The sequence below is a fragment of the Rhizobium sp. CG4 genome (assembly GCF_023701965.1).
In the GTDB taxonomy this organism is placed as follows: domain Bacteria; phylum Pseudomonadota; class Alphaproteobacteria; order Rhizobiales; family Rhizobiaceae; genus Agrobacterium.
In genome coordinates, this window is record NZ_JABAEG010000001.1 from 942,014 (window position 1) to 967,735 (window position 25,722).

25 protein-coding genes are annotated in these 25,722 nt (G+C 55.1%); 4 read left to right on the forward strand and 21 right to left on the reverse strand.

Features of this window, described 5'->3' with window-relative positions:
• Nucleotides 1–43: 43 nt before the first annotated feature.
• Entirely contained in the window at nt 44–775 is a 732-nt protein-coding gene (locus HGO37_RS04460) for an SDR family oxidoreductase (protein WP_192488021.1), read from the reverse strand.
• Between the two features lie 176 nt (nt 776–951).
• On the opposite strand from HGO37_RS04460, the gene HGO37_RS04465 reads away from it, so the two are divergent.
• Entirely contained in the window at nt 952–1,731 is a 780-nt protein-coding gene (locus tag HGO37_RS04465) for an IclR family transcriptional regulator (RefSeq protein WP_250982279.1), read from the forward strand.
• Between the two features lie 117 nt (nt 1,732–1,848).
• Here the strand turns inward: HGO37_RS04465 and tal are convergent, their stop codons facing one another.
• Nucleotides 1,849–2,805, reverse strand: a complete 957-nt coding sequence (gene tal / locus HGO37_RS04470; RefSeq protein WP_192488019.1) for a transaldolase — start codon at nt 2,803–2,805, stop codon at nt 1,849–1,851.
• 210 nt (nt 2,806–3,015) lie between these two features.
• Between tal and HGO37_RS04475 the strand changes: the two genes are divergently transcribed.
• The gene (locus HGO37_RS04475) at nt 3,016–4,008 is read left to right on the forward strand and encodes a sugar-binding transcriptional regulator (RefSeq protein WP_250982280.1); all 993 of its coding nucleotides are present in this window, start codon (nt 3,016–3,018) and stop codon (nt 4,006–4,008) included.
• Between the two features lie 4 nt (nt 4,009–4,012).
• On the opposite strand, the gene HGO37_RS04480 is transcribed toward HGO37_RS04475, so the two are convergent.
• Nucleotides 4,013–4,885 (reverse strand): methylated-DNA--[protein]-cysteine S-methyltransferase, encoded by an 873-nt coding sequence (locus HGO37_RS04480; protein ID WP_192488017.1) that lies wholly within the window; start codon nt 4,883–4,885, stop codon nt 4,013–4,015.
• Between the two features lie 78 nt (nt 4,886–4,963).
• Complete coding sequence (locus HGO37_RS04485; protein ID WP_250982281.1) at nt 4,964–5,461, reverse strand: DUF2244 domain-containing protein; 498 nt, start codon at nt 5,459–5,461, stop codon at nt 4,964–4,966.
• A 184-nt stretch (nt 5,462–5,645) separates the two neighbouring features.
• Here HGO37_RS04485 and nth point away from each other — a divergent pair, with 184 nt between their 5' ends.
• Nucleotides 5,646–6,416 (forward strand): endonuclease III, encoded by a 771-nt coding sequence (nth, locus tag HGO37_RS04490; protein WP_192488015.1) that lies wholly within the window; start codon nt 5,646–5,648, stop codon nt 6,414–6,416.
• Here nth and HGO37_RS04495 read toward each other — a convergent pair.
• Entirely contained in the window at nt 6,390–7,118 is a 729-nt protein-coding gene (locus tag HGO37_RS04495; RefSeq protein WP_250982282.1) for a sulfate transporter family protein, read from the reverse strand. The genes nth and HGO37_RS04495 overlap by 27 nt on opposite strands.
• 227 nt (nt 7,119–7,345) lie before the next feature.
• Here HGO37_RS04495 and HGO37_RS04500 point away from each other — a divergent pair, with 227 nt between their 5' ends.
• A complete protein-coding gene (locus HGO37_RS04500; RefSeq protein WP_250982283.1) occupies nt 7,346–8,182 on the forward strand; it encodes a MurR/RpiR family transcriptional regulator in 837 nt (278 codons plus the stop codon).
• A gap of 36 nt (nt 8,183–8,218) precedes the next feature.
• On the opposite strand, the gene HGO37_RS04505 is transcribed toward HGO37_RS04500, so the two are convergent.
• From HGO37_RS04505 to HGO37_RS04580, 16 genes are all read right to left on the reverse strand, one after another.
• Nucleotides 8,219–9,790 (reverse strand): FGGY-family carbohydrate kinase, encoded by a 1,572-nt coding sequence (locus HGO37_RS04505; RefSeq protein ID WP_250982284.1) that lies wholly within the window; start codon nt 9,788–9,790, stop codon nt 8,219–8,221.
• A 54-nt stretch (nt 9,791–9,844) separates the two neighbouring features.
• Nucleotides 9,845–10,558 (reverse strand): HAD-IA family hydrolase, encoded by a 714-nt coding sequence (locus HGO37_RS04510; protein WP_250982285.1) that lies wholly within the window; start codon nt 10,556–10,558, stop codon nt 9,845–9,847.
• Nucleotides 10,559–10,573: 15 nt separating this feature from the next.
• Complete coding sequence (locus HGO37_RS04515; RefSeq protein ID WP_250982286.1) at nt 10,574–12,055, reverse strand: mannitol dehydrogenase family protein; 1,482 nt, start codon at nt 12,053–12,055, stop codon at nt 10,574–10,576.
• A gap of 54 nt (nt 12,056–12,109) precedes the next feature.
• Nucleotides 12,110–13,111 carry an ABC transporter ATP-binding protein gene (locus tag HGO37_RS04520; RefSeq protein ID WP_250982287.1) on the reverse strand — a complete coding sequence of 334 codons (1,002 nt, stop codon included), beginning with the start codon at nt 13,109–13,111 and terminating at the stop codon, nt 12,110–12,112.
• A gap of 11 nt (nt 13,112–13,122) precedes the next feature.
• Nucleotides 13,123–13,947, reverse strand: a complete 825-nt coding sequence (locus HGO37_RS04525; protein ID WP_192488008.1) for a carbohydrate ABC transporter permease — start codon at nt 13,945–13,947, stop codon at nt 13,123–13,125.
• A gap of 11 nt (nt 13,948–13,958) precedes the next feature.
• Nucleotides 13,959–14,831, reverse strand: coding sequence for a carbohydrate ABC transporter permease (locus tag HGO37_RS04530; RefSeq protein ID WP_192488007.1), 873 nt, complete (start codon nt 14,829–14,831; stop codon nt 13,959–13,961).
• Between the two features lie 164 nt (nt 14,832–14,995).
• The gene (locus HGO37_RS04535; protein ID WP_250982288.1) at nt 14,996–16,309 is read right to left on the reverse strand and encodes an ABC transporter substrate-binding protein; all 1,314 of its coding nucleotides are present in this window, start codon (nt 16,307–16,309) and stop codon (nt 14,996–14,998) included.
• Nucleotides 16,310–16,449: 140 nt separating this feature from the next.
• Complete coding sequence (locus HGO37_RS04540) at nt 16,450–17,403, reverse strand: sugar-binding transcriptional regulator (protein ID WP_250982289.1); 954 nt, start codon at nt 17,401–17,403, stop codon at nt 16,450–16,452.
• A gap of 224 nt (nt 17,404–17,627) precedes the next feature.
• Nucleotides 17,628–18,452, reverse strand: coding sequence for an ABC transporter permease (locus tag HGO37_RS04545; protein ID WP_250982290.1), 825 nt, complete (start codon nt 18,450–18,452; stop codon nt 17,628–17,630).
• Entirely contained in the window at nt 18,449–19,399 is a 951-nt protein-coding gene (locus HGO37_RS04550) for an ABC transporter permease (RefSeq protein WP_250982291.1), read from the reverse strand. The genes HGO37_RS04545 and HGO37_RS04550 overlap by 4 nt, the downstream gene beginning before the upstream one ends.
• Before the next feature lie 56 nt (nt 19,400–19,455).
• Nucleotides 19,456–20,991 (reverse strand): ABC transporter substrate-binding protein, encoded by a 1,536-nt coding sequence (locus HGO37_RS04555; RefSeq protein ID WP_250982292.1) that lies wholly within the window; start codon nt 20,989–20,991, stop codon nt 19,456–19,458.
• 125 nt (nt 20,992–21,116) lie between these two features.
• Complete coding sequence (locus tag HGO37_RS04560) at nt 21,117–22,019, reverse strand: LysR family transcriptional regulator (protein WP_250982293.1); 903 nt, start codon at nt 22,017–22,019, stop codon at nt 21,117–21,119.
• A 112-nt stretch (nt 22,020–22,131) separates the two neighbouring features.
• Entirely contained in the window at nt 22,132–22,881 is a 750-nt protein-coding gene (locus tag HGO37_RS04565) for an ABC transporter ATP-binding protein (RefSeq protein ID WP_250982294.1), read from the reverse strand.
• The gene (locus tag HGO37_RS04570; RefSeq protein ID WP_250982295.1) at nt 22,878–23,711 is read right to left on the reverse strand and encodes an ABC transporter ATP-binding protein; all 834 of its coding nucleotides are present in this window, start codon (nt 23,709–23,711) and stop codon (nt 22,878–22,880) included. The genes HGO37_RS04565 and HGO37_RS04570 overlap by 4 nt, the downstream gene beginning before the upstream one ends.
• Nucleotides 23,708–24,640, reverse strand: a complete 933-nt coding sequence (locus HGO37_RS04575) for an ABC transporter permease (protein ID WP_250982296.1) — start codon at nt 24,638–24,640, stop codon at nt 23,708–23,710. Before HGO37_RS04575 ends, HGO37_RS04570 begins: the two co-directional genes overlap by 4 nt.
• Entirely contained in the window at nt 24,637–25,695 is a 1,059-nt protein-coding gene (locus HGO37_RS04580) for an ABC transporter permease (protein ID WP_405049369.1), read from the reverse strand. Before HGO37_RS04580 ends, HGO37_RS04575 begins: the two co-directional genes overlap by 4 nt.
• Between the last annotated feature and the right edge of the window lie 27 nt (nt 25,696–25,722).

A 25,722-nucleotide genomic window follows, 5' to 3' on the forward strand; every position in this document is an offset into this window, starting at 1 on the left:
TGAAGCAAAAAAAGACCCGCCGCAGCGGGTCTTTGTTTCATAATCAGGCAGTCCAGCCGCCATCGATCACATGGATTTGGCCCGTGGTGAAACCGGCCTCTTCCGACGCCAGATAGGTCACCAGAGCAGCAATTTCTTCGGGCTTTGCAATACGGCCCATGGGCTGACGCGCTATGAAGTCGCTCAATGCCTGCTCGTAGTTGCCGGTCTGCTTCAGACGTTCATGCAGGGACGGGCTGTCTACGGTGCCCGGGCAAATTGCATTACAACGAACGCCCTTGGTCACGAAATCAGCGGCAATCGCCTTTGTCAGACCAACAACAGCTGCCTTAGAGGCCGTGTAGGCAAAACGATTTGGAACGCCCTTAACGCTAGATGCCACCGACGACATGTTGACGATAGCACCCTTGCCCTTTTCCAGCATGCCTGGGAGGAATGCGCGGCAAGTACGGTACATGGCCTTGGCATTCAGATCGAACGAGAAGTCCCAGTCCTTTTCCTCGCATTCGAGGATAGTGCCAGCATGCACGTAGCCTGCACAATTGAACAGCACGTCGATTGGGCCAACTTCTTCCGCAAATGCCTTTACAGCGTCGCCATCCAGAACGTTCAGAACGCGTTTTTCAACACCCTCCAGTGTGGCCAGTGCCTGCTCATTGATATCGGTTGCGATAACGCGCGCACCGAGGCTCGCAAAACGTTCAGCCGTTGCGCGGCCAATACCCTGAGCGGCTGCCGTCACAACAACGGTCTGCCCTGCAAAATTCTGGGACATATGGTAATCCTCCCTGCCAATCCAGTTTACCGCGCCAATGACTGGCCTTCACAATGAGGACATTCAGATGCGGATTGATAATTCATATGTAAACAGTGTATTTATAAGCCGTCAAGCGCAACAGATAGACAAGAAGATGTTTGGCATAGGCAAAATGAGGTTAGTGGAGGGGTACCATGACGACCGAAGACAATAGTGATCGCTATCGTGCGCCCGCGCTCGACAAAGGGTTGGATATCCTCGAACTGCTGGCCCATACGGATGGCGGTCTGACCCAGGCCGAGATTGCCAAGTCGCTCGGCAAAAGCCCCAGCGAATTTTACCGCATGCTCGATCGTCTGGTACGGCGCGGGTACGTCTACCGTCAGGATGGCGACCGCTTTTTCCTCAGCCTGAAAATGTTCGGCCTTGCCCATTTTCACGCCCCTGTTCGCAGACTGGTATCGTTCGCGACGCCTGTCATGCGCGACTTTTCCAACAAGGCTCAGCAGGCCTGCCATCTGACTGTGCACGACAGAGGCGCTGTCACTGTTATTGCCCAGCAGGATTCATCGACCTATTGGGCGCTGTCAGTGCGGGTTGGCGCGCATATGAGCCTGTTCAATACCGGCTCCGGTCATATCCTGCTGGCTTTCCAGACCGAAACACAACGCGAGATGATGATTGCCGAGCAGTTGCGTTTCAACGAGGGCATGTCGACACCTGACAATCTCAGTGAAACATTAAGCCGCATCCGGCACGACGGCTATGACATCATGAAAAGCATGCAAACCGCCGTGGTCACGACATTGTCGGCACCGGTGCTGACACTGGATGGCACCGCCATTGCGGCTTTGACCTGCCCGTTCATTGAACCGCTCAGCGCCAATGCGCCGACCCAGAAAGTGTGTCTGGACCATATTGTAGAAGCAGCCGCCCGCATTTCGGAAATCGTTGCCGGCAGCCGCACGCAATAAGAAAATAGATTGCACCATAGCAAATAAAAAACGCGACCGGCAGGGAGACGGTCGCGTTTGGCACTGGAGTATTCTTGGAAATTAAACGGGTAAACGTTTCAAAAGTTCCAACAAACCTCAGGCTGCAAGTTCTTTTTTGACCATCGAGCGCAGTGCAACGAGGTCCTTGGCAAACAGACGGATACCTTCCGACAGCTTTTCAGTTGCCATTGCATCTTCGTTCAGCATCCAGCGGAATGCCTTTTCGTCCAGCGACTGCAGCGGCTCTGCCGTGACATTGTCAGGAGACAACTTGCGCTCAAGCGTACCCTGGTCCTTGTCGAGTTCTTCCAGCAGCGCCGGGCTGATGGTCAGACGATCGCACCCAGCAAGCGCTTCGATTTCGCCTGCATTGCGGAAAGAAGCACCCATGACTATGGTCGAGATGCCGTTGGACTTGTAGTAGTTGTAGATGCCACGCACCGAGACAACGCCCGGATCGGTTTCAGACGTGTAGTCCTGACCAGTGGACTTCTTGTGCCAATCAAGAATACGACCAACGAATGGCGAAATCAGGAATGCCTTGGCTTCCGCGCAAGCAATCGCCTGAGCCTTGGAGAACAGCAGGGTCAGGTTGCAATCGATGCCTTCCGACTGCAGAACCTGCGCAGCACGGATACCTTCCCATGTGGAAGCCAGCTTGATGAGAATACGGTCACGCTCAATACCGCGTTCCTTGTAGGCAGCAATGATGCCATGCGCCTTGGCAATAGAGGCTTCGGTATCGAAGGACAGGTCGGCATCCACTTCGGTGGAAACGCGGCCCGGAACGAGCTTGGCAAGTGCGGCACCAACCGAAATGGCAAGGCGATCTGCAACGGCAGCAACAACGGCATCCTGATCGCCGCCCTGTTTTTTACCCCAGCTCACAGCTTCTTTGACCGCATCTGCAAACGCAGGCGTTCCCAATGCTTTAAGAACGATGGTCGGGTTGGTTGTGCAATCGACTGGCTTGAGGCGTGCAACCGCATCAATGTCGCCGGTATCAGCAACCACGGTTGTAATGGAACGGAGTTGATCGAGCTTGGACGTCATCCGGGTGATCCTTATGGATTGACTATAAAAGTGCTTCAGCCGCCGTTTCGTTCCCCCAAGAAAGCCATGGGAGTGCGGCCGAAATTACGGTCCTGACCTGATTAAAAGTATCGCTTGGCAGATCGATAAAAGTCAAGACATTTGCGCAACGCAATTGACATAAGTTTCACGAAAGTCATACTCGCTGCATAACAAACATTGGTGAAAAGCGTGGCGAAACTCAGACGCGAAACCCACACATCCATTTCCGAAGCCTCGTCCCTACGCCTCAGAGCCGCCTGGCTCTATTATAATCAGGGCATGACGCAGAAGGATGTCGCCGAAAAACTGGGGATCAGCCGGTCCACCGTCATTCGCCTGCTCGACGAGGCCATGAAACGGTCCGAAGTGCAGATCTGGATCAACGAAGGTATCGAAGATTTCATTGAGCTGGCGGGACAGCTCGAAAAAGCCTACGGGCTGGACGAGGCCATCATTGTTCCTTCGCCGGCCAACACGTCGGCACCGGCCATCGCAAAGGCAGTGGGCCTGGCGCTCGGGCAGTTTCTCTCTGAAGCCATCCCGGAAAATGCCACCATAGGCGTTGGTTGGGGGCGTACCATGACAGCCTCCCTTGCGAGCTTCCGCCCACCGCGTCGTGATAACTGCAAAGTGGTTTCTTTGCTGGGCGGTATCGTCGCCGTACACCAGACCAACCCTTTGGATTACACATGGCGACTGGCAAGCCAGCTTGGCGCCGAATGCTACATGTTCCTTGCGCCGCTGCTGGTCGATTCCGTCGAAACCCGCAAAACCCTGATTGAAAAATGCGGACTGAACACGCTTTACGATCTGGCTGAAAAACTCGACATAGCCATTGTCAGTTGCGGCGATATCGGCCCGCAGTCCACGTCATTGTCCGAAGGTTTTATTAGCCGCCAGACGCTGGAAGAACTGATCGATGCAGGCTGCGTCTGCGATACAATGTTCAACTTCCTCGACAAGGACGGCAATTCCGTTGAACATCCAATCAACCAGCGCGTCATGTCGATCGACCTCGACACGCTGAAGAAAGCAAAGCACATTGTTCTGGCATCCGGTGGCGCGCAGCGTGCTGTCGCCATTCAGGCCACAATACGACGCATCGGCTGCAACACCCTTATAACAGATGAAACAGCCGCACGGGCATTGCTGGCCCTGTCAAACGACTGTTCCGCCGCCTGACATCTCAGGCGTGCGCGGATTCCCAGCCGAGCATAGCCCGTTTACGCGTCAGGCCCCAATGGTAACCGGTCAAGGCACCACTTTTGCCAAGCGCACGGTGGCAGGGCACCACGAATGACACCGGGTTTGCGCCGACAGCGGCACCCACCGCGCGGGACGCCGTGGGCTGGCCAATATCCTGCGCGATGTCGGAATAGGTAACCGCCTTACCAAACGGGATCTTCAACAGGCTTTTCCAGACACGGACCTGAAAATCCGTGCCCAGCAGCACCACGCGAAGCGGCTGGTCGCAACGCCATGCTTGCGGCTCGAAAATACGCGAGGCATAAGGCATGGTGGCAGCAACATCTTCGACGTAATTCGCTTTCGGCCAACGCTGCGCCATATCCTCGAAACAGGCGGCCTCTTCACCGGCATCGGCAAAGGCAACGCCCGCCAGACCACGGTCGGTGACCATGACGAGCGCCAGACCGAATGGAGAGACATGATAACCCCAGCGGATCGTTAGCCCTTCACCCTTGGCCTTCCATTCACCCGGCGACATGGCCTCATGTGTAACGAACAGATCATGCAACCTGCCCGGCCCGGACATGCCAACCTCGATAGAGGTTTCCAGTAGCGGCAACTGTTCCTGCCGCAACAGACGTTTCGCATGATCGAGCGTCACGGCCTGAAGAAACGCTTTCGGTGACAAACCGGCCCACCGCGTGAATGTCTTCTGCAACTGTGTTGGCGATCTGCCCATACGCGCCGCAATCATTTCCAGCGATGGCTGATCACGGTAGTCCACCGTCATGATTTCGATGACCTGCCGGACGGTCTCGTAATCGGAACCGTCAGGTGTGATATCTTCCTGCAAAATAAGATCGGCTTTCATGGCATGTCTCCTTGGGTAACAGAAGACCACGGACAGACGATCATCGCCACCCGTTTCTTGCGTCTGCAGACCATCACGTTAAATTCTGCGTCTTACTCTAGCCAGGGCACCCTTGAATGCTTTCGCAAAGCTTTCGCGATCATCCGGATTGAGAAAGGAGCCGACATCCGTCACGTGCCCCTGCCCTGAAACATGCATGGAGAGGATGCCAAATTCCTCGTGTCGACGCACCCGAAACCTTGTCCAGAACGGGTTGAAAACATGCTCTTCCATCCGCCCAGAAGGAGCGTATTTACGCACCGACAGGCGGGTGCGCCAGATGGTGACTTCCTCCCGTCTGCGCGCGGCCCGATAGTTCAGTTTGAAGGCTCCGTAGAGCAGCAGAAAATCAAGACCGAAGAACACGCCCACCAGCCACGCGCCGGTAACGACAAAAAACACCCCGTAGACGAAGCAGACCATGCCTGTCAGTAACAGCAGCACCCGAAACCCTTTTCGCCCCAGCGAACGGTGTGGCACCAACTGTGCAGCAAAAACCGGTTCATCGTTTATCGTATCCACGTTGCGTTCCCGCATTCCGGCTAGTCACCTGAATCTGAAGTTTGTCACACTGTTTGGCACGCGCAGAACGAACTTCAGATTCAAAAGGGTGACTAGAACTTATTTGATTCTCGTGTGGTTTATGGATTTTAAATACGCTCCCCACCTAGCCTCGAATGAGGCGTATTTAAAATCCACCACACGAGCTATAGATGAAGGCATGACAATAGCGAAGAAACGATCCAGCACCCAAACCTTGCAAAAGTCAAATCAGACTTCTGCGCGTAAAGGACGCACGCCCCGCTCCCTGTATTCGAAGGCAGATCTGGAAGAGATCTTCCGGCGTTTTTCGGTGCAACGACCTGAGCCCAAGGGTGAACTGGAACACACCAATCCCTTCACGCTGCTGGTGGCGGTTGCACTGTCAGCGCAGGCAACGGATATTGGTGTGAACCGGGCAACGCGTGCCCTGTTCAAGATCGCCGATACCCCACAAAAAATGCTCGACCTTGGTGAGGAACGGCTGATCGATCATATCAAGACGATCGGACTTTATCGCAACAAGGCCAAGAACGTCATTTCGCTGTCGCGCATGCTGATCGACAATTTCGGCGGCGAGGTGCCAAAAACCCGCGACGAACTTGTCACGCTGCCGGGTGTGGGGCGCAAAACCGCCAATGTGGTAATGTCCATGGCGTTCGGCGTACCAACATTGGCCGTTGATACCCACGTCTTCCGTATTGCCAACCGGCTCTGTCTGGCACCGGGCAAGACCCCGGATGACGTTGAAGACAAGTTGATGAAAATCATACCGGAACAATACCTGTTCCACGCCCATCACTGGTTGATCCTGCATGGACGATACTGCTGCAAGGCCCGCAAACCTGAGTGCGAGCGCTGCGTGATCGCTGATTTATGCAAGTCACCGGAAAAATCCTGCGATATTCCGGCTCCGCTGGTCGAGTTACCGGCCCAACTGTTGCGTGACTAACGGCGGTTCGCGCATGCTGATGGATTTGTGCAAATGCACCATCAGCGAGGCAGCAAACAGTGGCGTCAGCAGGTTCACAAACGGGATGGCCAGAAACAGCGCGATAACAAGGCCGGCGGTAAAGACCGTGGCCGCGTGTTTTGCGCGTAACTGGCGAGCTTCATCGGGCGTCCTGAACCGCATGGCAGCAAATTCAAAAAACTCTCGGCCCAGCAGGTAACCGTTGACCAGAAAGAAAGCGATCAGATTGACGCCGGGAACCAGTAGCAACAACAGCGCGATCAGGTTGCCAAGAATGATCACCCCAAAAAACTTGAGGGAAGCCCAGATGGCCTCACCCATCGGCATGGCACGACCCGGCGCATCCTGCGGATAATCGCGCTTCTCAAGCACTTCGGCCACATCGTCGAGAAACAGACCAGCAATGATGGCCGTTACCGGCGCAATCAGCAAGGCCAGTGCCAGCGCCAGTCCGATGCCTGCGAGAATGGCAAACACAAAACCGAGCCAACCTGCCCAGTCCGGAATACCCGGCAACAGCGTATCGATCCACGGCAGCGCCAGATAAATGAAGAGCTGTCTGATGGCCACCCAAAGGCCAGCCAGCACCAGCAGGGTAAGGCCTAATACCTTCCAGAAAACCGAACGTGTCTCGGGCGAAAGAATGTTGGTCAAGGCCAAACGTGTCGCATCAAATATCATTTGGTCCCTCGCAAAGTCACAATTGTTTCCCACATAGGAAGGTAGTGCGGTTATCGCAATGGAGACCCGGGCAAGCATTAATAAAATGTAAATGCAACACCCAAGATTTGGCTTGAAAAAAAGCACTTTCTAATTTAATGTTTGTCACATGACAGCTTATGGGGGAAATAGTTTGCCAACTCATGCGGCACGCTCCCATAGGGGTCGCGATCAACAGGCAAACGGCGTTGGAAAATCTACTCCTGAAACTGACCCGGCTTTTGAAATTCGGAACGCCTTCCGAGCGTAGAATTGCAAAATACCTTTTGGAACATCTCGCGGAATTGCCATTCGAAACGGCTGCGACCTTAGCCCAGCGCCTTAACCTCAGCCCGATGACTGTCGGTCGCTTTATCCGTTCGCTCGGTTATCAGCAGTTCAGCGACATTCGCCAGCATTTGCGCGATCCAGCTTCGTTGCAGCTGCCGCAAACAGACATTGTGGCACCGAAACAACCGGACACGCCGGAAAACGCTCTTTCGGCGCTTTTGCTGCAGCAGGTTCAGTCCATTCAAAACGTCTACGACCTCTGTCGCCAGCCTGTCTGGCAACAAACGCTTGATGCCATCGCTTCCAGCGAAGACGTGTTCATCGTCTCCTGCTGCGATGCGTTTTGCATTTCCGATTACCTGCATTCAAAATTGCTGGAACAGCGTGGCAATGTGCATCACCTGAGAGAGAAAGGTGCGGGTTATGTCGCAGTTTTTGACGGCAAACCTGCGAACACCACGCTGATTATCGTGGATTGCGGCGGTAACCCGGCGCATGTCCAGCGTCTCGGACATGAGGCAGTCAAAGCCGGTTACACCGTCGTATTGATCACCGGTCGTTATTACGAATGGGGTCCGGGCAGTGCCAGTATCTGCCTGATGATCCCGCTGGTGCCGATGACCGATCATGGCAGTGCCATTCAGCTGCTGTCGATGATCGAGTTTCTGGCCTGTGCCGTCACAAAACAGCTGCAGAGCGAAAACGAGGATCGCAGCCAGCGGCTGATGGAATTAAGCCGGGCCCTAGCGTTCTGAAACGGTCAAACCCCTGGCATCGCAAAACATAGGGTGTCAAAGACTTTCGAGTTCTTCACGATGTCGCTGCATGGCCATAAACCGTCGATAATCACGGTCATAACCACCGGTCAGACCCGGATTGGGCCGTAACATCTCTCCTGCAGAATGCATGGCCTTACCGGCAGCAAAAAGATCGGCATGCACGCCACCGGCCGAGGCCGCCGTCATTGCCGTGCCGAGCAGCACGGCATCAACCGATTTTGACATCACGATATTGCGACCGGTCACATCGGCATAAAGCTCCATCAGCAACCCGCTGTGCACATGACCACCCGTCACATGCAGCGTATCGATGTGGTAGCCGGTGTCTTCCATCGCTTCGAGAATATGCCGCGTGCCAAGCGCGATGGACACGGCTGTTCGCCAGTAGAGGCGGCAGAGCCCGTCGAAGGACATATCCAGCGTCAGACCGCTGACAACACCCAACGCATGGGGATCCGCCAAGGGGGATCGATTGCCATGAAAGTCAGGCAGCACATGCAGCCGACTACCAAACTCCGCCCCCTCCTTCACCCGCAATTGCTGCACGCGTTGCTCTATACGCTGGTGCAAACCGGTCTCAGGTTTACCACCAGCTGCATGCATCTGCACGATGTAGTCGAGCAGGCCGCCACTGACCGATTGCCCACCCTCGACCAGCCAATGGCCGGGCAGCACACAATCCCAATACGGCCCCCACAGGCTGTGGCCCGGTTTGGGTTTTTCCGTAAAGGCAACAAGACAACTGGATGTGCCGGCAATCAGCGCGGCATGCTGCTCGATATCATCTTTCAGGCAACCGCCCAAAGCGCCAAGCGCGCCCGCATAGGCATCAATCATGCCTGCAGCCACCTTGCAGCCGGTATCAAGCCCAAGCTGCTGTGCGGCTTCGGCCGAGACAAATCCAACGCTTGTCCCCGGCCCAATGGCCGATGACGGCAAACCGCCGCGCGACAGCAAATCCTCAAGACCGGCCATTGCCAGATAATCTTCGGACCAGCCACCATCATGCGCCAGAAAATTCCACTTGGCCGTGAGCGTGCACAGTGACCGGTTGGCCGAACCCGAGGCTTTCCAGGTCAGAAAGTCTGCCAGATCAAAAAAGTAACCCGAACGCTGCCAGGTTTCCGGCATTTGTTGCTTCAGCCACATCAGCTTGGGGATTTGCATTTCCGGTGAAATTGACTGGCCGGAAAATTCCAGAACCGGATGGCCGGAAGCGGACAAAAAGTCACTTTGGGCCAGAGCACGGTGATCAAGCCAGACAATCGTGTCAAAACGGTCTTCACCCGTGACCGAAACAGTAACCGGCTCACCTTTTTTACCACGCACAACCAGCGAACAGGTCGCATCGAACCCGATGGCAGCAACTTGGCCCGCGGTTACCTTCGCAATATCAAGGGCTTCACGCACACAGCGGCAAACAACTTGCCAGATTTCTTCCGACTGGTGTTCCGCATGGTTTTCCTGTGGCCTACTCATGGAAATTGGATGTGCGACACGCGAAAGCAAGGCGCCCTTCACTGTGAACACGCCAACACGCGCGCTGCCGGTGCCCACATCGACCGCCACGAGAAACTCACGCATACGGATAATTCCCACCCCTTGGCATCATTCAAAAACCGGACCCTGAATCAGGCTTCAAGAACGCATCGGTCTTTCGTTGGTTGCATGACCGTTTTTTGTAAATTGACTGACAAGGTGGACCAAATCGTCCATGTCGTCAAACATGCCGTGCGGTTGCAGGATTTCAATTTTTTGACGAAAGGCTGGAAAGCGAGCGTGGCTTGCCCCGGTAAATGCAAGAACAGTCATACCAGCGGCCTTAGCAGCGATGATACCGGCAGGGCTGTCTTCCACGACAATGCAGTCCGACGGGCTGGTGTGCATGTTTTCAGCGGCAAACAGAAACAGGTCAGGTGCGGGCTTACCATTCTTGACCATGGTCGCACTGAAAATATGCGGCTCCAGCTTGTCCAGCAGACCAGTCAGGCCAAGGGAAAAACGAATGCGCTCCGGCTGGCTGGATGACGCAACACAACGGCGGCACTCAAGATTATCCAGTGCCTGTGCAACACCGGTGACAGGTTTGAGATCTGTGCGAAAGCGTTCATAAAGAAGGCTGCGCATGTGGTCGAGAAAGTCGATATCGGTTTCAACACCGTAATCATTCCACAGGGTTGAAATCATGCTCGCGACGCTGCGCCCGAGGAAACGATCATACGCGTCCTCTTCTGAAATATGCACGCCGAGATGGGAAAGCATCTCGATCAGAACGGCAATCGACAGCGGCTCACTATCAACAAGAACGCCATCGCAATCGAAAATCAGCAGAGGAGTGTTTTCGTTATGCATGGCGCATCTCTTTTGTCAGCTGGTGAGCTTGTTTTGCAGATAGAGTTCAAGTGTCTTTGCCGTACCTTGGCTCCACAGTGTCCGCAAGGCATGCGCGAAGCGTTTGCGGAAAAGTTCTGACTTGGCGACCTCGCCAAAGATGTCATCAAACACCAGGAATGCCGAGGGATCGTCCTTCGCCTTGATAGCTGCAGCTTGCAGGCGCTCGGCGCTGGAGTCGTTAAATACGATCTTCTGGCCGCTATCGGACGTGCCCTGGAAATACCGGCACCAGAGCGCCGAAACCAGCGACAGGCCAACAATATCCTCACCGCGCGCCAGACGATCAGCCGTCGATGGCAAAATGAATTTTGGCTGACGGTTGGAGCCATCCTGCGCCAGACGCGGAATGGTGTCGCCAATTTTCGGGTTGGAGAAACGTCGCTCGATCAGATCGAAATAGGCGTTGAGGTCAGTATCCGGCACCGGCGGGATAACCGGAATGATTTCGTCTTTTTCCAACTTGGCAAGGAAAGCCCGGATCAGCGGGTGTTCCATCGCCTCATGCACAAAGTGGATGTCCAGCAATGCTGCAGGATAGGCAATGGCGGCATGACCACCATTGAGAATGCGGATTTTCATATGCTCGTAAGGTGCGACTTCGGGCACGAACTGCACACCGGCCTTTTCAAGCTTCGGACGGCCCGCCGGGAAATTGTCTTCCATCACCCACTGTTTGAACTCTTCGCAGAACACCGGCCAGTTGTCCTCAATGGCAAAATCATCACGGGCAATTTTGATTTCCCGTTCACCGGTTGCCGGTGTGATGCGGTCCACCATCGAGTTGGGGAAGGAAACATTGGCTTTGATCCAGTCTGCGAACGCCGGATCGGACAGCTTCGCAAGACCAACCACTGCATTCTGGGTCACTTTGCCATTATGCGGAATGTTATCGCACGACATCACGGTAAACGGCTGAATGCCGCGCTCCTGGCGCGCCTTCAAACCGGCCACAATAAAACCGAACACCGTCTTGGGTGCGGCCGGATTGCGGCCATCCTCGACAATGGCAGGATGTGCCGGATTAAACGAACCGGACGCATCGATGAAATAACCACCCTCGGTAATCGTCATCGAGACGATACGAATCTTGGGATCGGCCAATGTTTCAACTGTCGTATTGATATCGCCGACTTTCAGGATATCGATCATCGGCCCCGTCACCCGGGCAGCCGTACGGTTGTTATCCTGTTCAACAACCGTCGTCAGGAAATCCTGCGCCGCCAGTTTTTCACGCATCGCGGTGTCGGATGGCAATACGCCCGCACCAATGATCGCCCAGTCATGATCATGACCTTCATTGAACAGATCATCCAGATAGACGGCCTGATGAGCGCGGTGAAAATTGCCAACGCCGAAATGCACAATACCAGCAGAGAGTTGCGAACGGGAATAGGCAGGAACAGAGGCGGTCGCTTTTACCTGATCGAGTGTTGCCAGAGAGAGTTTGCAGGTCATGGTACTATCCTCGATAGGAAACATTATTCGTGATGCCAGGAGCCTGAGCCAAGCTCAGGCAATGGCGATACCCCGCTCGTCGAAACGATGCAGTTTGCCTTCATCCGGCGTCAGGAAAACCGTGTCGCCGTGTTTGCATTGGAATTCGCCGCCAGCACGTGCCGTGATGCTGCCAATGCCTTCAACATCAAGGTGCAGGAACGTGTCTGAGCCCAGATGTTCCGCCACCACGACCTTGCCCTTCCAGACGCCGCTTTCATGCGACAGTGAAATGTGCTCAGGCCGCACGCCGACGGTCGCCGCATTCTTCGATTGGGCGTAAGCACCCTTGAATAGGTTCATGCGTGGTGAACCGATAAAACCTGCCACGAACAGGTTGGCAGGAGAACGGTAAAGCTCCATCGGAGAACCAACCTGCTCGATGTTACCGCGGTTAAGCACCACGATCTTGTCCGCCATGGTCATGGCTTCCACCTGATCGTGCGTGACGTAAATCATCGTTGTTTTCAGCGTGTTATGCAGCTGCGAAATTTCCAGACGCATGGTGCCGCGCAACGCCGCGTCCAGGTTGGAAAGAGGTTCGTCAAACAGGAACGCCGATGGCTCGCGCACAATCGCACGACCAATCGCCACACGCTGGCGCTGGCCACCGGAAAGCTGCGAAGGCCGACGCTCCAGATAGTCGGTCAGATTGAGGATACCAGCCGCATCGGTGACCTTCTTGTCGATGGCCGCCTTGTCCATCTTGGCCATTTTCAACGGAAAGCCGATATTGTTGCGCACACTCATATGCGGATAAAGCGCATAGGACTGAAACACCATGGCAAGACCGCGCTCGGCCGGCGCCGTTTCGGTGACGTCCTTGCCATCGATAATGATCTGGCCACCGGTCACATCTTCCAGTCCGGCAATCAGGCGCAGCAGCGTGGACTTGCCACAACCGGACGGTCCGACGAACACCACGAACTCACCATCGTTGATATCGAGATCGATGGAAGGAATAACCTTGGCCTCACCAAAGGCTTTCGAAACTTTTCTGAGAGAAATGCTGCCCATTGTTTTTATCCTTATTTGACCGCGCCGAAGGTGAGGCCGCGAACGAGTTGCTTCTGGGAAAACCAGCCAAGAACGAGGATTGGTGCAATCGCCATCATGGATGCTGCCGAAAGCTTTGCCCAGAATAGACCCTGAGGGCTGGAGAAAGACGCGATGAACGCCGTCAGCGGAGCTGCATTCGTGGTCGTCAGACGGATGGTCCAGAAGGACTCGTTCCATGCCAGGATGACATTCAGCAGAAGCGTAGATGCGATACCCGGCACCGCCATCGGTGTCAGCACATGCACGATTTCATTCCAGAGTGACGCGCCATCCATTCTAGCCGCTTCGAGAATTTCACCCGGAATTTCACGGAAGTAGGTGTAAAGCATCCACACCACGATCGGCAGGTTGATGAGCATCAGCATGACAGTCAGACCGATGCGGGAATCCAGCAGACCGGCATCACGGAACATCAGATAGATCGGCACCAGCACAGCAACAGCAGGCATCATCTTCGTGGAAAGCATCCACATCAGAATATCCTTGGTGCGCTTGGTCGGCGAAAATGCCATCGCCCAAGCCGCCGGAATGGCAACGATCAGCGCCAGGATGGTTGAGCCAACCGACAGGATGACCGAGTTCATGAACGGCTTAAAATAGTCCCGCTGCGTGTTGACGGTGACATAGTTTTCAAACGTTCCCGATGGCCAGAGGCTGAACCCGGCAATCGCTTCCGGCTCGGTCTTTATGCTGGTGATGAATGCGTAGAGAATGGGGAAAAAGATAATCAACGCAACAGCCCAAGCAGCAATTGTCAGACCGATTTTTCTTCCTTTGGTAATTTGGCGAGCCATGACAAAGCCTCCTATCGGTCCAGGTTCTTGCCAACGGCGCGCATCAAGAAGATGGCAACCACATTGGCCAGTACAACGGCGATGATACCGCCAGCGGAAGCTCCGCCTACATCGTAGCCCAGCAAAGCTGTGCGGTAGATGAGGAAGGCGAGATTGGTCGAAGCGTAGCCCGGGCCGCCATTGGTCGTGACAAGGATTTCCGCATAGACGCCAAGCAGGAAGATCGTCTGGATAAGGATGACGACGGTAATTGCGCGCGCCAGATGCGGCAGCACCAGATAAATAAACCTGTTTATGAAGTTGGCACCGTCCATTTCGGCCGCTTCCTTCTGTTCACCGTCAAGCGATTGCATGGCCGTCAACAGAATGAGCGTTGCGAAAGGCAACCACTGCCACGCGACGATGATAACAATTGATAGCAATGGAAACTGTGAAAACCAGTCGATCGGTTGAAACCCGAATAACCTGTTCAAGTCCGCCAGCACCCCATAACCGGGATGCATGATCATGTTTTTCCAGATCAGCGCGGCGACCGGCGGCATGACGAAAAACGGCGAGATAATCATAATACGCACGATGCCCTGACCGAAAATCGGCTGGTCGAGCAACAGTGCAATGGCGATGCCACCGATGACGGTGATCAGCAGCACGCCACCAACAATCACCAGCGTGTTCCAGATCGACTGAAAAAACGCCGGATCGGTGTAGAAGAATTTGTAATTGAACAGACCTGCGAAACTGACATTGGCCGGGTTCAGCAGGTTATAGTTCTGGAAAGAGAACCAGAGCGTCATTGCCAGCGGCACGATCATCCAGACCAGCAGCAGCAAAACGGAGGGCGCCATCATCACGCGCGCCAGATTTTTTGTATTTTGCGTAGCCATCGATGCGGCTCCCTCCCAATGACGTTCCTTGTTTGATCAGCAAACAACGTCTGGCATTTTCTTGTTTTGAATGGGTGTCAACGCAGGCCCATGCCCGACCAACTCAAGAAGTCAGTGCATCCCACTGCCCGGCACCAGGTGCCGGACAGTGGTCTTCAGGAGGATTACTTGATGTAACCGGAGCGGGTCATTTCGCGCGTGGCGGTGGACTGCGCGCCGGCAAGGGCGTCATCAACGCTGGACTGACCGGCAACCACAGCAGAGAAAAGCTGGCCAACCGTTGTACCGAGTGCCTGGAACTCAGGAATAGCCACGAACTGGCCACCTGTGTACGGCACTGGCTTCACCGTTGGTTTGGTTATGTCAGCCGCATCCATCGCTGCAAGGGTCGGCTCGGCAAATGGAGCCGCCTTCTTGTATTCTTCGTTCTTATAGAGCGAGGTGCGTGTACCCGGAGGAACGTTTGACCAGCCTTCCTTAGCGGCTACAAGCGCGGTGTAATCCTTGCTTGTTGCCCACGAAATGAATTTTTCGGCAGCTTCCGACTTCTGCGAGCTGGCAGGAATGGCAAGGTTCCAGGACCACAACCAGTTGCCGTGGTTCTTCAATTCACCCTGCGTTGGGAACAGCGCATAGCCGACCTTGTCAGCAACGGTAGAATCCTTCGGGTTGGACACGAAGGAGGCAGCAACCGTGGCATCAATCCACATGCCGCATTTGCCCTGCTGGAACAATGTCAGGTTTTCGTTGAAGCCGTTGGAGGAGGCACCGGAAGGACCGGCATCCTTCATCAGGTCTACGTAGAACTGAAGGGCATTTTTCCACTCAGGCTGATCGAACTGCGGTTTCCAGTTTTCATCGAACCAGCGACCACCGTAAGAATTGGCAAGAGCAGTGATGAACGCCATGTTCTCACCCCAGCCAGCCTTGCCGCGAAGGCACATGCCGTTGATGTCTGCAGAACGATCGGTAATCTTGCGTGCAGCATCGCCAATGAATTCCCATGTCGGGTTTTCCGGCATCTTCAGACCAGCTTTTTCGAACAGGTCCTTGCGGTACATGATCATCGCGGATTCGCCATAGAACGGCGCCGCGTAAAGTTTGCCCTCAACCGACAGACCACCGCGGATAGCAGGCAGAAGGTCATCAACGTCGTAGTTATCGCCCAGCTTCTCAAGAGGAAGAAGCCAGCCCTGCTTGGCCCAGATTGGAACTTCGTAGTTGCCAATTGTCAGGACGTCATACTGACCGCCCTTTGTGGCAATGTCCGTGGTGACGCGTTCACGAAGAACGTTTTCTTCAAGCGTGACCCACTCAAGCTGGATATCCGGGTTCTTGGACGTGAAGTCTTCCGTCAGACCCTGCATACGGATCATGTCGCCATTGTTGACGGTTGCGATGGTGAGGGTTTCAGCCGAAGCCAGGCCCGCAAAGGCGAGCGCCGAGCATGCGCCCAGCAAAATTGTTTTCAATGTCATATCTTCCTCCCAGAAGAAAATTGAGCATTCGCTTTGCTCCAGGGCAATTACTCACTTAAGGCAAGATAAAGTCAAGCCCCGACCTGTCACATTGATCCGACCGGCGATTAACGACATGAAAAGGAATAATTATTTTTTGCTCAGTGAGAGAGCAAATATTCGGCAGCACGTTCGTCGGTAATCAAACCATTGAGCAAACGTCCCCGCAAAGCGGCCAGCATGGGCAGTAATTTGCGTTGTCCCTGCGCGATGCCAATAACGACAGAAGTGTCGCGAGACGGAAGCGGCACACTCGCGACGCGCTGGTTAACGACGTTGTCGAGGATGTGGCCATTCTCATCATACATCCAGCCGCAGATTTCCCCGGCTGCACCCTGAGCAACAAGTGCCCTCATCTCGTCGACACCAAGGAAACCATCGAGACACAGAGGCGCGTTCTCACCCATTTCACCAACACCGACAAAGGTCACGTCAGCGGCTGTGCCCAACGCCAGGGTCGAGCGGACAAGCGGTTGATCATGCAGCAGTTCGCGCTCCTCGGGCGAAGAACATAAAACCGGCAGCGGCATTGGAAAGTGGCGCGCCTTGATGGCATCAGCCATGCTGAAGATGACGTTGTAATAGGCGGCGGAGCCATCTGGTCCGATATTACCGGTCAACGAAACGATCCGGTGCTGCGGGCACTCCATCGGCGGCAATTGATCCACTGCCGCTTTCAGCGTGCGGCCGGTACCCACCGCAAGCACGATAGGGTCTGGCCGTTTCAGCCATCGCTCGATCTCTGCCGCTGCGGCCTCGCCAATACCGACCGTGCTCGAAATCCCCTCGGGGTCGCTCGGTACCACCTCAATATATCGAAGGTCGAATTTCTGACGCAGGGCTTCTGCCTTTTCAAGGCATGCAGCGATGGGATGATCCAGCCGGACTTTAATGAGACGCTCAGCCACTGCCAGCGACACGAGACGCTGCGCGGTCTGGCGCGAAATGCTCATGGCAGCAGCTATTTCATCCTGCGTACGTCCAGCAACATAATAGAGCCAGCCAGCACGTGCTGCATCATCCAGACGACTGCCAGTCTCGGACCGCTTTGCCATTCAACAGCGCCTTTCTCAAGAATCCCGCCCTGTTTTGCTGCCATTATTTGCAGGCCGCTGTCAAACAGTGCCTGTCAGGATACGCCTGATAATCATGTTGCACCACGCATTAACAGGCAAATTGACAGTGGCAACGACGGTCACTATGAACAACAGGCGACAATTAGAAAATAAAAGCAAAAACAGATAGATAAATGTTGCTACTAAATTCAGGGGTGCCGATTTCAGGTTGAGCGCGAGCGAGGATCCAACAAGTCTCGCAAACCATCTCCCAACATATTGAAACCAAGCACGGCAAGCGCAATGGCAATACCCGGCATGATGGCAAGCCATGGCGCCACACCAAGATACGTTTGTGCTTCCGACAGCATACGCCCCCAGGTTGGGGTTGGTGGTGGCATGCCAAGACCAAGGAAACTCAGGCCCGTTTCGGTGAGAATGGCAAGACCAAGTTGGATTGTAATCTGCACAGTAATGATATGGGCAATATTCGGCAGAATATGCGTCTGCGTGATCTGCAGACGACTGCGCCCCATGGCAATGGCTGCGGTAACATAATCACGCGTCCAGATTTGAAGCGCTGAGCCCAGCGTCAATCGCGCAAACACCGGCACCATGAACACGGCAATCGCGACGATGGCCGTGAAACGTCCGGCACCGATAAATGCGCCAAGCATCATCGCCGAAAGGATGGGCGGTAAAGCAAAGATGATATCGCACAGGCGCATGACGATGTTTTCCGTCACACCGCGTTTGGCGGCCACCACAACACCGATCAGGCTGCCAACACTGGCGCCGAGCGCCACGGCAATCAGCGAGATTGAAAGTGAGTTCCATGCGCCCACCATCAGCATCGACAGAACGTCACGCCCGAAATGATCCGTGCCAAGCAACCCCTGCTCCAGCGGTGCCTTAAGCTTGTTGGCGATCTGCATTTTCGTGGGCGAATACGGCGTCCAGAATAGCGACAACACGGCCATGGCCAGCAACAGCATGGTTATAACCAAACCGCTCATGAAGATCGGGCGACGTATAGCGGATATCGTCATGACACCTGCTCTCTCAAGCGAGGGTCGAGGAAGAGATAAGCCAGATCGACGAGGAAATTCATGATGATAACCAGAGCGCAGAAAAACATGATCACGCTTTGCATGACAATGATATCGCGCTGTGTCAGGGCCTGATAGGCAAGCCTACCCAATCCCGGCAGGTTGAAAACATTCTCGACCAGCACAGTTCCAGCAATCAGGAATGTGAACTGCAATCCGATCATCGTCACCACAGGAACCAGCGCGTTGGGCACCGCGTGGCGCCAGATTGTAGCAGCCTCGCTTAAACCCTTGGCGCGAGCGGTACGGACATAATCCTCATTCAGCACTTCCAGCACGGCCGATCGGCTGACCCGTGTCAGCACACCGGCCTGTGAAAGCGCCAGTGCCACCGCTGGCATGACAAGCGCCTGCAAACTGACAGCAATGCCAGCCTGCCAGCCGGGAAAACCACCAGCTGGCATCCAACCCAGCAATGTCGAAAACAGAATGATCAGCAACAGCCCAACCCAGAAACCGGGCACTGCTATGCTGACATAAGAGAACATGCCAGCCACCACATCAAACGTCCTGTTGCGGTTTCTCGCCGCGTGCACACCGAGCGGCAAGGCAATGGCGATGGACAGCACAATCGCCATCAGCGCCAGTGGCACTGTGACCTTCAGCCGTTCCAGAACAAGACCCGTCACCGGTACGCCATAGGTGATGGACTGCCCGAGATCGCCCTGCAAAACACCGGACAGCCAGTGCAGATAACGCAGTGGCAACGGCTGGTCCAAGCCAAGTTGTTGTTGAAGGGCCGCAAGTGTTTCCGGACTGGCCGAGGTGCCAAGCATGATGGCCGCCGGATCACCCGGCAGCAGCCCCATCACAAAAAAGATCAGCACGGAGACGACAGCTAGGGTCAGCATCAGATTGAGAAGACGGCGACCGACGAGTTTCAGCATAATACCTTCCACAACACGGCGGTCACACCACGTCTCTCAACCTGTAAACCCAAGGGTTACTCTTCCCAATGAACTTCGCTCAGGACGTTAGACGGAATAGGTTCGTTTTCCCACAATCCCTTCAGCTTCCCATCCCAGACGCCCAGTTTTGGCATCACGAACAGGAACAGCGCCGGCACATCCTTTGCCAGAATTTCCTGTGCGTCTTCGTACAGCGCATCCTGCTGGGCGATGTCAGGTGTCATCTCGACATTGCGGATGATCTCATTGAAGGCCGGGTTGCGATAATTGAAGTAGTAGGGATCCCGTGAGTAGATATCGATGTCCATAGGCTCGGCATGCGCGACAATGGTCATGTCGTAGTCTGCACCCTTCAGCACATCGGAAACCCACTTGGCCGGAAACTCCGTCGTTTCGATATTCATCGTTACGCCAATTTCCGCAAACATCGCCTGAAGGACTTGCGATGTGCGTTGGGAATACGCCATTTGAGGGGCCTTGATCGTAAAGGTCAGGCCATTGGCGTACCCGGCCTCAGCCAGCAGTGCCTTCGCCTTTTCAGGGTCGTACGGGTATGTGCCGGTCATATCGACATAGGCGCGGTCATTGGGCGTGTAGTGGCTGCCAATCGCCGTACCATAACCAGACCATGCACCTTCTATAACGGCTGAACGATCCACGGCCATCATCAGGGCCTGACGAACCCGCTTGTCGTCAAAAGGCTTGCGGGTATTGTTCATTCCGGCAACAACCTTCAATTCGGTATTGCCGATGACGGTCACCAGACGCTTGTCGCCATCAAAGGAATGCATCAGTTCCGGTGCACCAAATTCCGGAAACGCATCAACATCACCAGCCTTGAGGGCTGCGGCCTGCGCTTGCGGGTCGGTAATGAAGCGGAAAGTCGCCTTTTCAAGCTGGATCGATGCGGAGCTATCCCAATAGGCATCGTTACGAGCCAATTCGACCTTGTCGCCCTTGGCCCAATTCACGAATTTGAATGGTCCGGTACCGACGGGGATGGTCTTGTTGTTCTCGGCAGATTTCGGAGCAACCATCACCGATGCTGGCCAACCCAGCCAGTACAGCAGGCTGCCAGCGGGTTGCTTCAGTTTGATGACGAGAGTGGTGGCATCAGGCGTGTCGATCGTATCAATCGAGGTAAAGAACCGTTTTTGCGGGTTAACCGATGCATCACCACGCGCCCGGTCCAGCGCAAACTTGGCGACAGAGGAATCGAACGCTTCACCATCATGGAAGCTGACACCACTGTGCAGCTTGAATGTGTAGGTCTTGCCATCGTCAGATATCGTCCAGCTTTCAGCCAGCTGTGGCTGGATCTTGCCGTCATGGTCGATGCGGACCAGACCTTCAAAAATATTCTGCCATGTCACCTGACCGATAGCGACAGGTGCGGCAATGGTCGGATCAAGCCCTGCTGGCTCTATGCCCATGCCAAGAGCAAGCGTGGTCTTGGGTGCAGCCAATACGGGTGCAGGAACAAAAGACAGTGCCAGCATACCACTGAACGCAATGCCAAGCGCGACACGCCGCGTCAGCTGTACCGGCTGAGAAAAAGAACTGCGCATCATTATCCCCCGTTAGGCGGCAACAGCAAAGAAACACACTGGCCGTATATTCGCAAAATCGCGCAAACATTTTGTGTTCATCGCGTTGCCGAAATCGCTACACGAAGTCTGGGGTAGAAATCAACCACCTACTTTGAAATAGATTGCTGCATGAAGTGCTCGATGAAATCGCCAAGTGTTGAAGCGGCAAAGGACAGCTCCCGGTCTGGCGCAACACAAAGCTCGACATAAGTGCGAACGCCCTTGGCGCCAACAAGGGGAATTGCCACCATCTGCCCGGACTTGATTTCGCGTTTGACCGCCATGGCAGGCAATACGGTCACGGCGGTTTTATCAAGGACGAGCTCTTTTAGAAATTCGAGTGAACTTGCCGTAACCACCGTTTCACAGAAAACCCCCGCCTCTCCAAACAGGGCATCAAAGGCCTGTCGTGCCGCAAAATTCTTTTCCGGAAGCGCCAATGGCAGGGTCGCAAGATCTGCGAGTGATATGCCATCTTTACCGGCAAGAGCATGACCAGCCGGGAGAATGACATCATAGGCGATTTCGCGACGGGCGCGGATTTTGACCTCGGCGGTCTTTGGCGCAAACAGCGTGATGGCAATATCGGCCTGCGCGGAGACAAGCGCATCGATGGCCTGACGGGCGCTGGTGATCCGTACTTCGAAACGCAGTTTGGGATAGGTCCGGCTAAACTGCGCAAGAACCGGTGCAAGCAGGCTCGAAACCGCCGCGCCATTGGCATAGATTGTTACCTGTCCACGCTCGAGCCCCTTCAGGTCATCGATCAACTGATGGACCTGATCGAGTTCACGCAGGGTCTTGCCTGCCCGTGCGGCCAGAAATTCGCCGGCAGCCGTCAGCGTCACACCCCGGCTGGATCGTTCCACGAGTTGTGTTCCGAAATACTCTTCGAGATTTTCAATCTGGCGGCTGATGGCGGTTGGCGCAACGTTGAGGTTTTCCGCTGCCGCACGCATCGAGTTGGTGCGCACCAGTTCGTCGAAATACAGCAATGCACGCAGGTTCATCCGGCAGAAATCCTTCTAAAACGGGCGGAGCATAGGGGAGATAATGTCACGCGAAAACATCTCATTCCTGACACGCACAGGAATGAGATGGATCGCGAGACAGACGTCTTGCTCAGTTACGGCGGAAACCCTCGCTCGCGACAAGCAGCTTGCGTGTGTAATCGGCAGAAAACTCGCGGGTTTCCAGTGCCTTTGCAGCCAGCATCTCCACAACCTTGCCGCTTTTCATCACCGCCAGGCGTTCACACATATGGCTGATGACGCCAAGGTCGTGGCTGACCATGACGAAGGTCAGCTTGCGCTTCTTGCGTGCCGCCTCCAACAGGTTGAGGATTTCAGCCTGAATGGAAGCATCGAGAGCAGACGTCGGCTCATCCAGCAGCAGGATTTTTGGCTCTACGATCAACGCACGGGCAATGGCAATACGTTGACGCTGGCCACCGGAGAGCTGATGCGAATAACGGAAGCGGAAACCCGCACCGAGACCAACCTCATCCAGCGCACGCGATATACGCTGCTCGCGATTGTCCATGCCGTGAATAACAAGCGGCTCCAACAGCAGGGCATCCACCGTCTGGCGCGGATGCAGGGAACCATAGGGGTCCTGAAACACCATCTGCACGTCGCGGTAAAAGCTCTTGTCGCGCTTTTTGCCTTTGTATGCGCGCCCGGCAACCGAAAGGCTGCCCTCCTCAAAAGAGGCAAGTCCGGCAATCGCACGCAGCAGCGTGGATTTACCAGAGCCAGATTCACCCACGATGCCAAAGGATTCACCTTGCGCCACATCAACACTGACCTGATCGAGCGCCACGAAATCATCATAGGCGACCACCATGTCACGAACAGAAAGTACAGCCGTCATAGCGCCCACTCCGGTTTGCGTTCCAGAACCGGCAGTGGATGACGATCATCACCGATCTGCGGAAGACATTTCAAAAGCCCCTGCGTGTAGGGATGTTTGGCCGAGGCAAGGTCTGCGGAAGGCAGTTCTTCAACCACTCGCCCTGCATACATCACGATAACCCGGTCACAGAAGGACGAAACCAATCGCAAATCATGGGACACAAAAATCAGCCCCATGCCACGCTCGGTCACAAGCTTGTCGAGAATGCCAAGCACTTCCAGCTGCACCGTCACATCGAGCGCAGACGTCGGTTCATCGGCAATCAGCAGTTCTGGCCCGCAGACCAGCATCATGGCAATCATGACGCGCTGGCCCATGCCGCCTGAGACTTCATGCGGATAAAGATTGAACACACGTTCCGGGTCACGGATCTGTACCGCTTCCAGCATGTCCAAAGCCCGCTTGCGTGCCTCGGAAGATCCGATGCGCTCATGCGTTTTCAGCGTTTCAACAATCTGGCGACCAATCGTCATGACGGGATTGAGCGAATACTTCGGGTCCTGCAGGATCATAGCAACACGCTTGCCACGCAGCGCCCGCCGCCGGCTGGCGGACATACCAAGCAAATCCTCGCCCGCAAACTCGAGACGGTCTGCCTCGATTTTCGCGTGTGCCGGTGTCAGGCCCATAATGGCCCTGCCCGTCTGTGATTTGCCGGAGCCGGATTCACCCACGATGCCCAGACGTTCCTTGCCAAGCGTAAACGATACGCCACGCACCGCTTGCACCTCGCCCGTTCGTGTCGGGAAGGTCACGCGCAGGTTTTCAACCGTCAGAAGCGGCGTCATTGTCCAGCCTCCTTCGGGTCAAGCGCATCACGCAGACCATCACCCAGCAGGTTGAAACCAAGGCTAACGACGAGAATGGCGATACCTGGCATTGCGGCAACCCACCACTGGTCGAGAATGAAACGACGCCCGGACGCGATCATCGCACCCCATTCAGGCAGCGGCGGCTGTGCGCCAAGGCCGAGAAAACCGAGACCGGCAGCCGTCAGGATGATGCCGGCCATATCCAGCGTCACACGCACGATCAGCGACGACATGCACAGCGGCATGACGTGTTTCAGCACGATGCGAAGCGGTGAGGCACCCATCAACTGCACAGCAGCAATGAAGTCCGAATTGCGGAAGGTCATGGTCTCTGCACGGGCAATACGCGCGTAGGGAGGCCATGAGGTCAGCGCAATCGCCAGAACCGCATTTTCAATACCTGGTCCGAGAGCCGCAACCAGCGCAAGCGCCAGAACCAACTTTGGAAATGCCAGAAAGATATCGGTAATGCGCATCAGAACCGCATCGACCCAGCCACCGGCATAACCGGAAACCGTACCGATGATCAGTCCGACAGGTGCTGCAATGATCGCCACCAGTCCAACGACAAACAGCGTTAGCCGCGAACCGTGGATAAGACGCGACAGGATATCGCGTCCCTGATCGTCAGTGCCAAGCCAGTACCCTGCCGTGCCTGGTGGCATAAGGCGCGCATTGCGCAAATCGCCCTGCACTGGCGAGTGCGGTGCCAGCACATCGGCAAAAATGGCCACCAGAATAAGAGCAAGAATAATACCGAGACCAGCAAGCGCCAGCCGGTTTTCAGAAAACCGGCGCCAGATAATATAGGCACGACCAAGCCGTGCCTGCTTGCGCGAGGTTGGACGGTCCGACAACAGCCATTCACGGCTGTAGGGTTTAAGCGATGTAGTCAGTGTATTCATCGGCTGCGCGTCCTCGGATCGAGTGTGCGGTACAGCAGGTCGGACAAAAGGTTGATACCGACGAAGACGGCACCCACAACGATGGTACCACCCAGCACGGCATTCATGTCCGCATTCTGAAGCGAATTGGTAATATACAGCCCAAGACCGGGCCATGCGAAGATTGTTTCCGTCAGCACCGAGCCTTCCAGCAATCCGGCATAGGACAGTGCAATCACCGTCATCAGCGGCACGGCAGCATTGCGCAGTGCGTGGAACCAGATGATGCGGGCCTCGGAAAGACCTTTGGCGCGAGCTGCCACGACATATTCCTGTGCCAGTTCATTCAGCATGAAGCTGCGCGTCATGCGGCTGATATAGGCAAGAGAGAAATAGCCGAGCAGACCGGACGGCAGAATGATGTGACGGAACAGGTCCCACAAAACATCCCATTGCCCCTGCCATGCGGCATCGAACAGATAAAAGCCGGTAATGGGCGTAAACGTAAATTCGTAAACGATATCAATACGCCCGGGATAGGCTACCCAGTTCAGCTGCGCATAAAATACCAGAAGAGCCAGAAGTCCGAGCCAGAAGATCGGCACAGAATAACCAACAAGTCCAATGATGCGAACGATCTGGTCGATAAAGCTGCCACGTTTGACAGCCGCCAATACACCAAGCGGAATACCGAACACCGCACCGATCAGCGTACCAATCGTGGCAAGCTCCATGGTGGCGGGGAAAACGCGCTTGATGTCCTGCATGACCGGGTTGGTCGTGAGAACGGAAATGCCGAAATCACCCGACAGTGCCTGCCGGATGTAAATGATGAATTGATGCCACAAAGGCAGATTGAGGCCGAGTTGCTCACGCACCCGTTCCACAACATGCGCCGGTGCACGGTCTCCCACGATGGCCAAAGCCGGATCGATAGGCACAACACGACCGATAAAGAAGGTTACGGCCAACAGACCCAAGAAGGTCGTGATGACGGTAAGGGCGAAGCCGAGAACGGCTTTAAGGCGTGCGTTGGCGCGGCTTTTGCCGCGCCTTGCCTTTGGTTTTGAATCCACGATGCTCAAAAGCGTGATCCCTTACGG

What these genes read in the sequence shown, in the direction of transcription:
- HGO37_RS04460 (WP_192488021.1), bottom strand. Translation starts at nt 775, where the DNA reads ATGTCCCAGAATTTTGCAGGGCAGACCGTTGTTGTGACGGCAGCCGCT.
- HGO37_RS04465 (WP_250982279.1), top strand. Translation starts at nt 952, where the DNA reads ATGACGACCGAAGACAATAGTGATCGCTATCGTGCGCCCGCGCTCGAC.
- tal (WP_192488019.1), bottom strand. Translation starts at nt 2,805, where the DNA reads ATGACGTCCAAGCTCGATCAACTCCGTTCCATTACAACCGTGGTTGCT.
- HGO37_RS04480 (WP_192488017.1), bottom strand. Translation starts at nt 4,885, where the DNA reads ATGAAAGCCGATCTTATTTTGCAGGAAGATATCACACCTGACGGTTCC.
- HGO37_RS04485 (WP_250982281.1), bottom strand. Translation starts at nt 5,461, where the DNA reads ATGCGGGAACGCAACGTGGATACGATAAACGATGAACCGGTTTTTGCT.
- nth (WP_192488015.1), top strand. Translation starts at nt 5,646, where the DNA reads ATGACAATAGCGAAGAAACGATCCAGCACCCAAACCTTGCAAAAGTCA.
- HGO37_RS04495 (WP_250982282.1), bottom strand. Translation starts at nt 7,118, where the DNA reads ATGATATTTGATGCGACACGTTTGGCCTTGACCAACATTCTTTCGCCC.
- HGO37_RS04505 (WP_250982284.1), bottom strand. Translation starts at nt 9,790, where the DNA reads ATGCGTGAGTTTCTCGTGGCGGTCGATGTGGGCACCGGCAGCGCGCGT.
- HGO37_RS04510 (WP_250982285.1), bottom strand. Translation starts at nt 10,558, where the DNA reads ATGCATAACGAAAACACTCCTCTGCTGATTTTCGATTGCGATGGCGTT.
- HGO37_RS04515 (WP_250982286.1), bottom strand. Translation starts at nt 12,055, where the DNA reads ATGACCTGCAAACTCTCTCTGGCAACACTCGATCAGGTAAAAGCGACC.
- HGO37_RS04520 (WP_250982287.1), bottom strand. Translation starts at nt 13,111, where the DNA reads ATGGGCAGCATTTCTCTCAGAAAAGTTTCGAAAGCCTTTGGTGAGGCC.
- HGO37_RS04525 (WP_192488008.1), bottom strand. Translation starts at nt 13,947, where the DNA reads ATGGCTCGCCAAATTACCAAAGGAAGAAAAATCGGTCTGACAATTGCT.
- HGO37_RS04530 (WP_192488007.1), bottom strand. Translation starts at nt 14,831, where the DNA reads ATGGCTACGCAAAATACAAAAAATCTGGCGCGCGTGATGATGGCGCCC.
- HGO37_RS04535 (WP_250982288.1), bottom strand. Translation starts at nt 16,309, where the DNA reads ATGACATTGAAAACAATTTTGCTGGGCGCATGCTCGGCGCTCGCCTTT.
- HGO37_RS04540 (WP_250982289.1), bottom strand. Translation starts at nt 17,403, where the DNA reads ATGGCAAAGCGGTCCGAGACTGGCAGTCGTCTGGATGATGCAGCACGT.
- HGO37_RS04545 (WP_250982290.1), bottom strand. Translation starts at nt 18,452, where the DNA reads ATGACGATATCCGCTATACGTCGCCCGATCTTCATGAGCGGTTTGGTT.
- HGO37_RS04550 (WP_250982291.1), bottom strand. Translation starts at nt 19,399, where the DNA reads ATGCTGAAACTCGTCGGTCGCCGTCTTCTCAATCTGATGCTGACCCTA.
- HGO37_RS04555 (WP_250982292.1), bottom strand. Translation starts at nt 20,991, where the DNA reads ATGATGCGCAGTTCTTTTTCTCAGCCGGTACAGCTGACGCGGCGTGTC.
- HGO37_RS04560 (WP_250982293.1), bottom strand. Translation starts at nt 22,019, where the DNA reads ATGAACCTGCGTGCATTGCTGTATTTCGACGAACTGGTGCGCACCAAC.
- HGO37_RS04565 (WP_250982294.1), bottom strand. Translation starts at nt 22,881, where the DNA reads ATGACGGCTGTACTTTCTGTTCGTGACATGGTGGTCGCCTATGATGAT.
- HGO37_RS04570 (WP_250982295.1), bottom strand. Translation starts at nt 23,711, where the DNA reads ATGACGCCGCTTCTGACGGTTGAAAACCTGCGCGTGACCTTCCCGACA.
- HGO37_RS04575 (WP_250982296.1), bottom strand. Translation starts at nt 24,640, where the DNA reads ATGAATACACTGACTACATCGCTTAAACCCTACAGCCGTGAATGGCTG.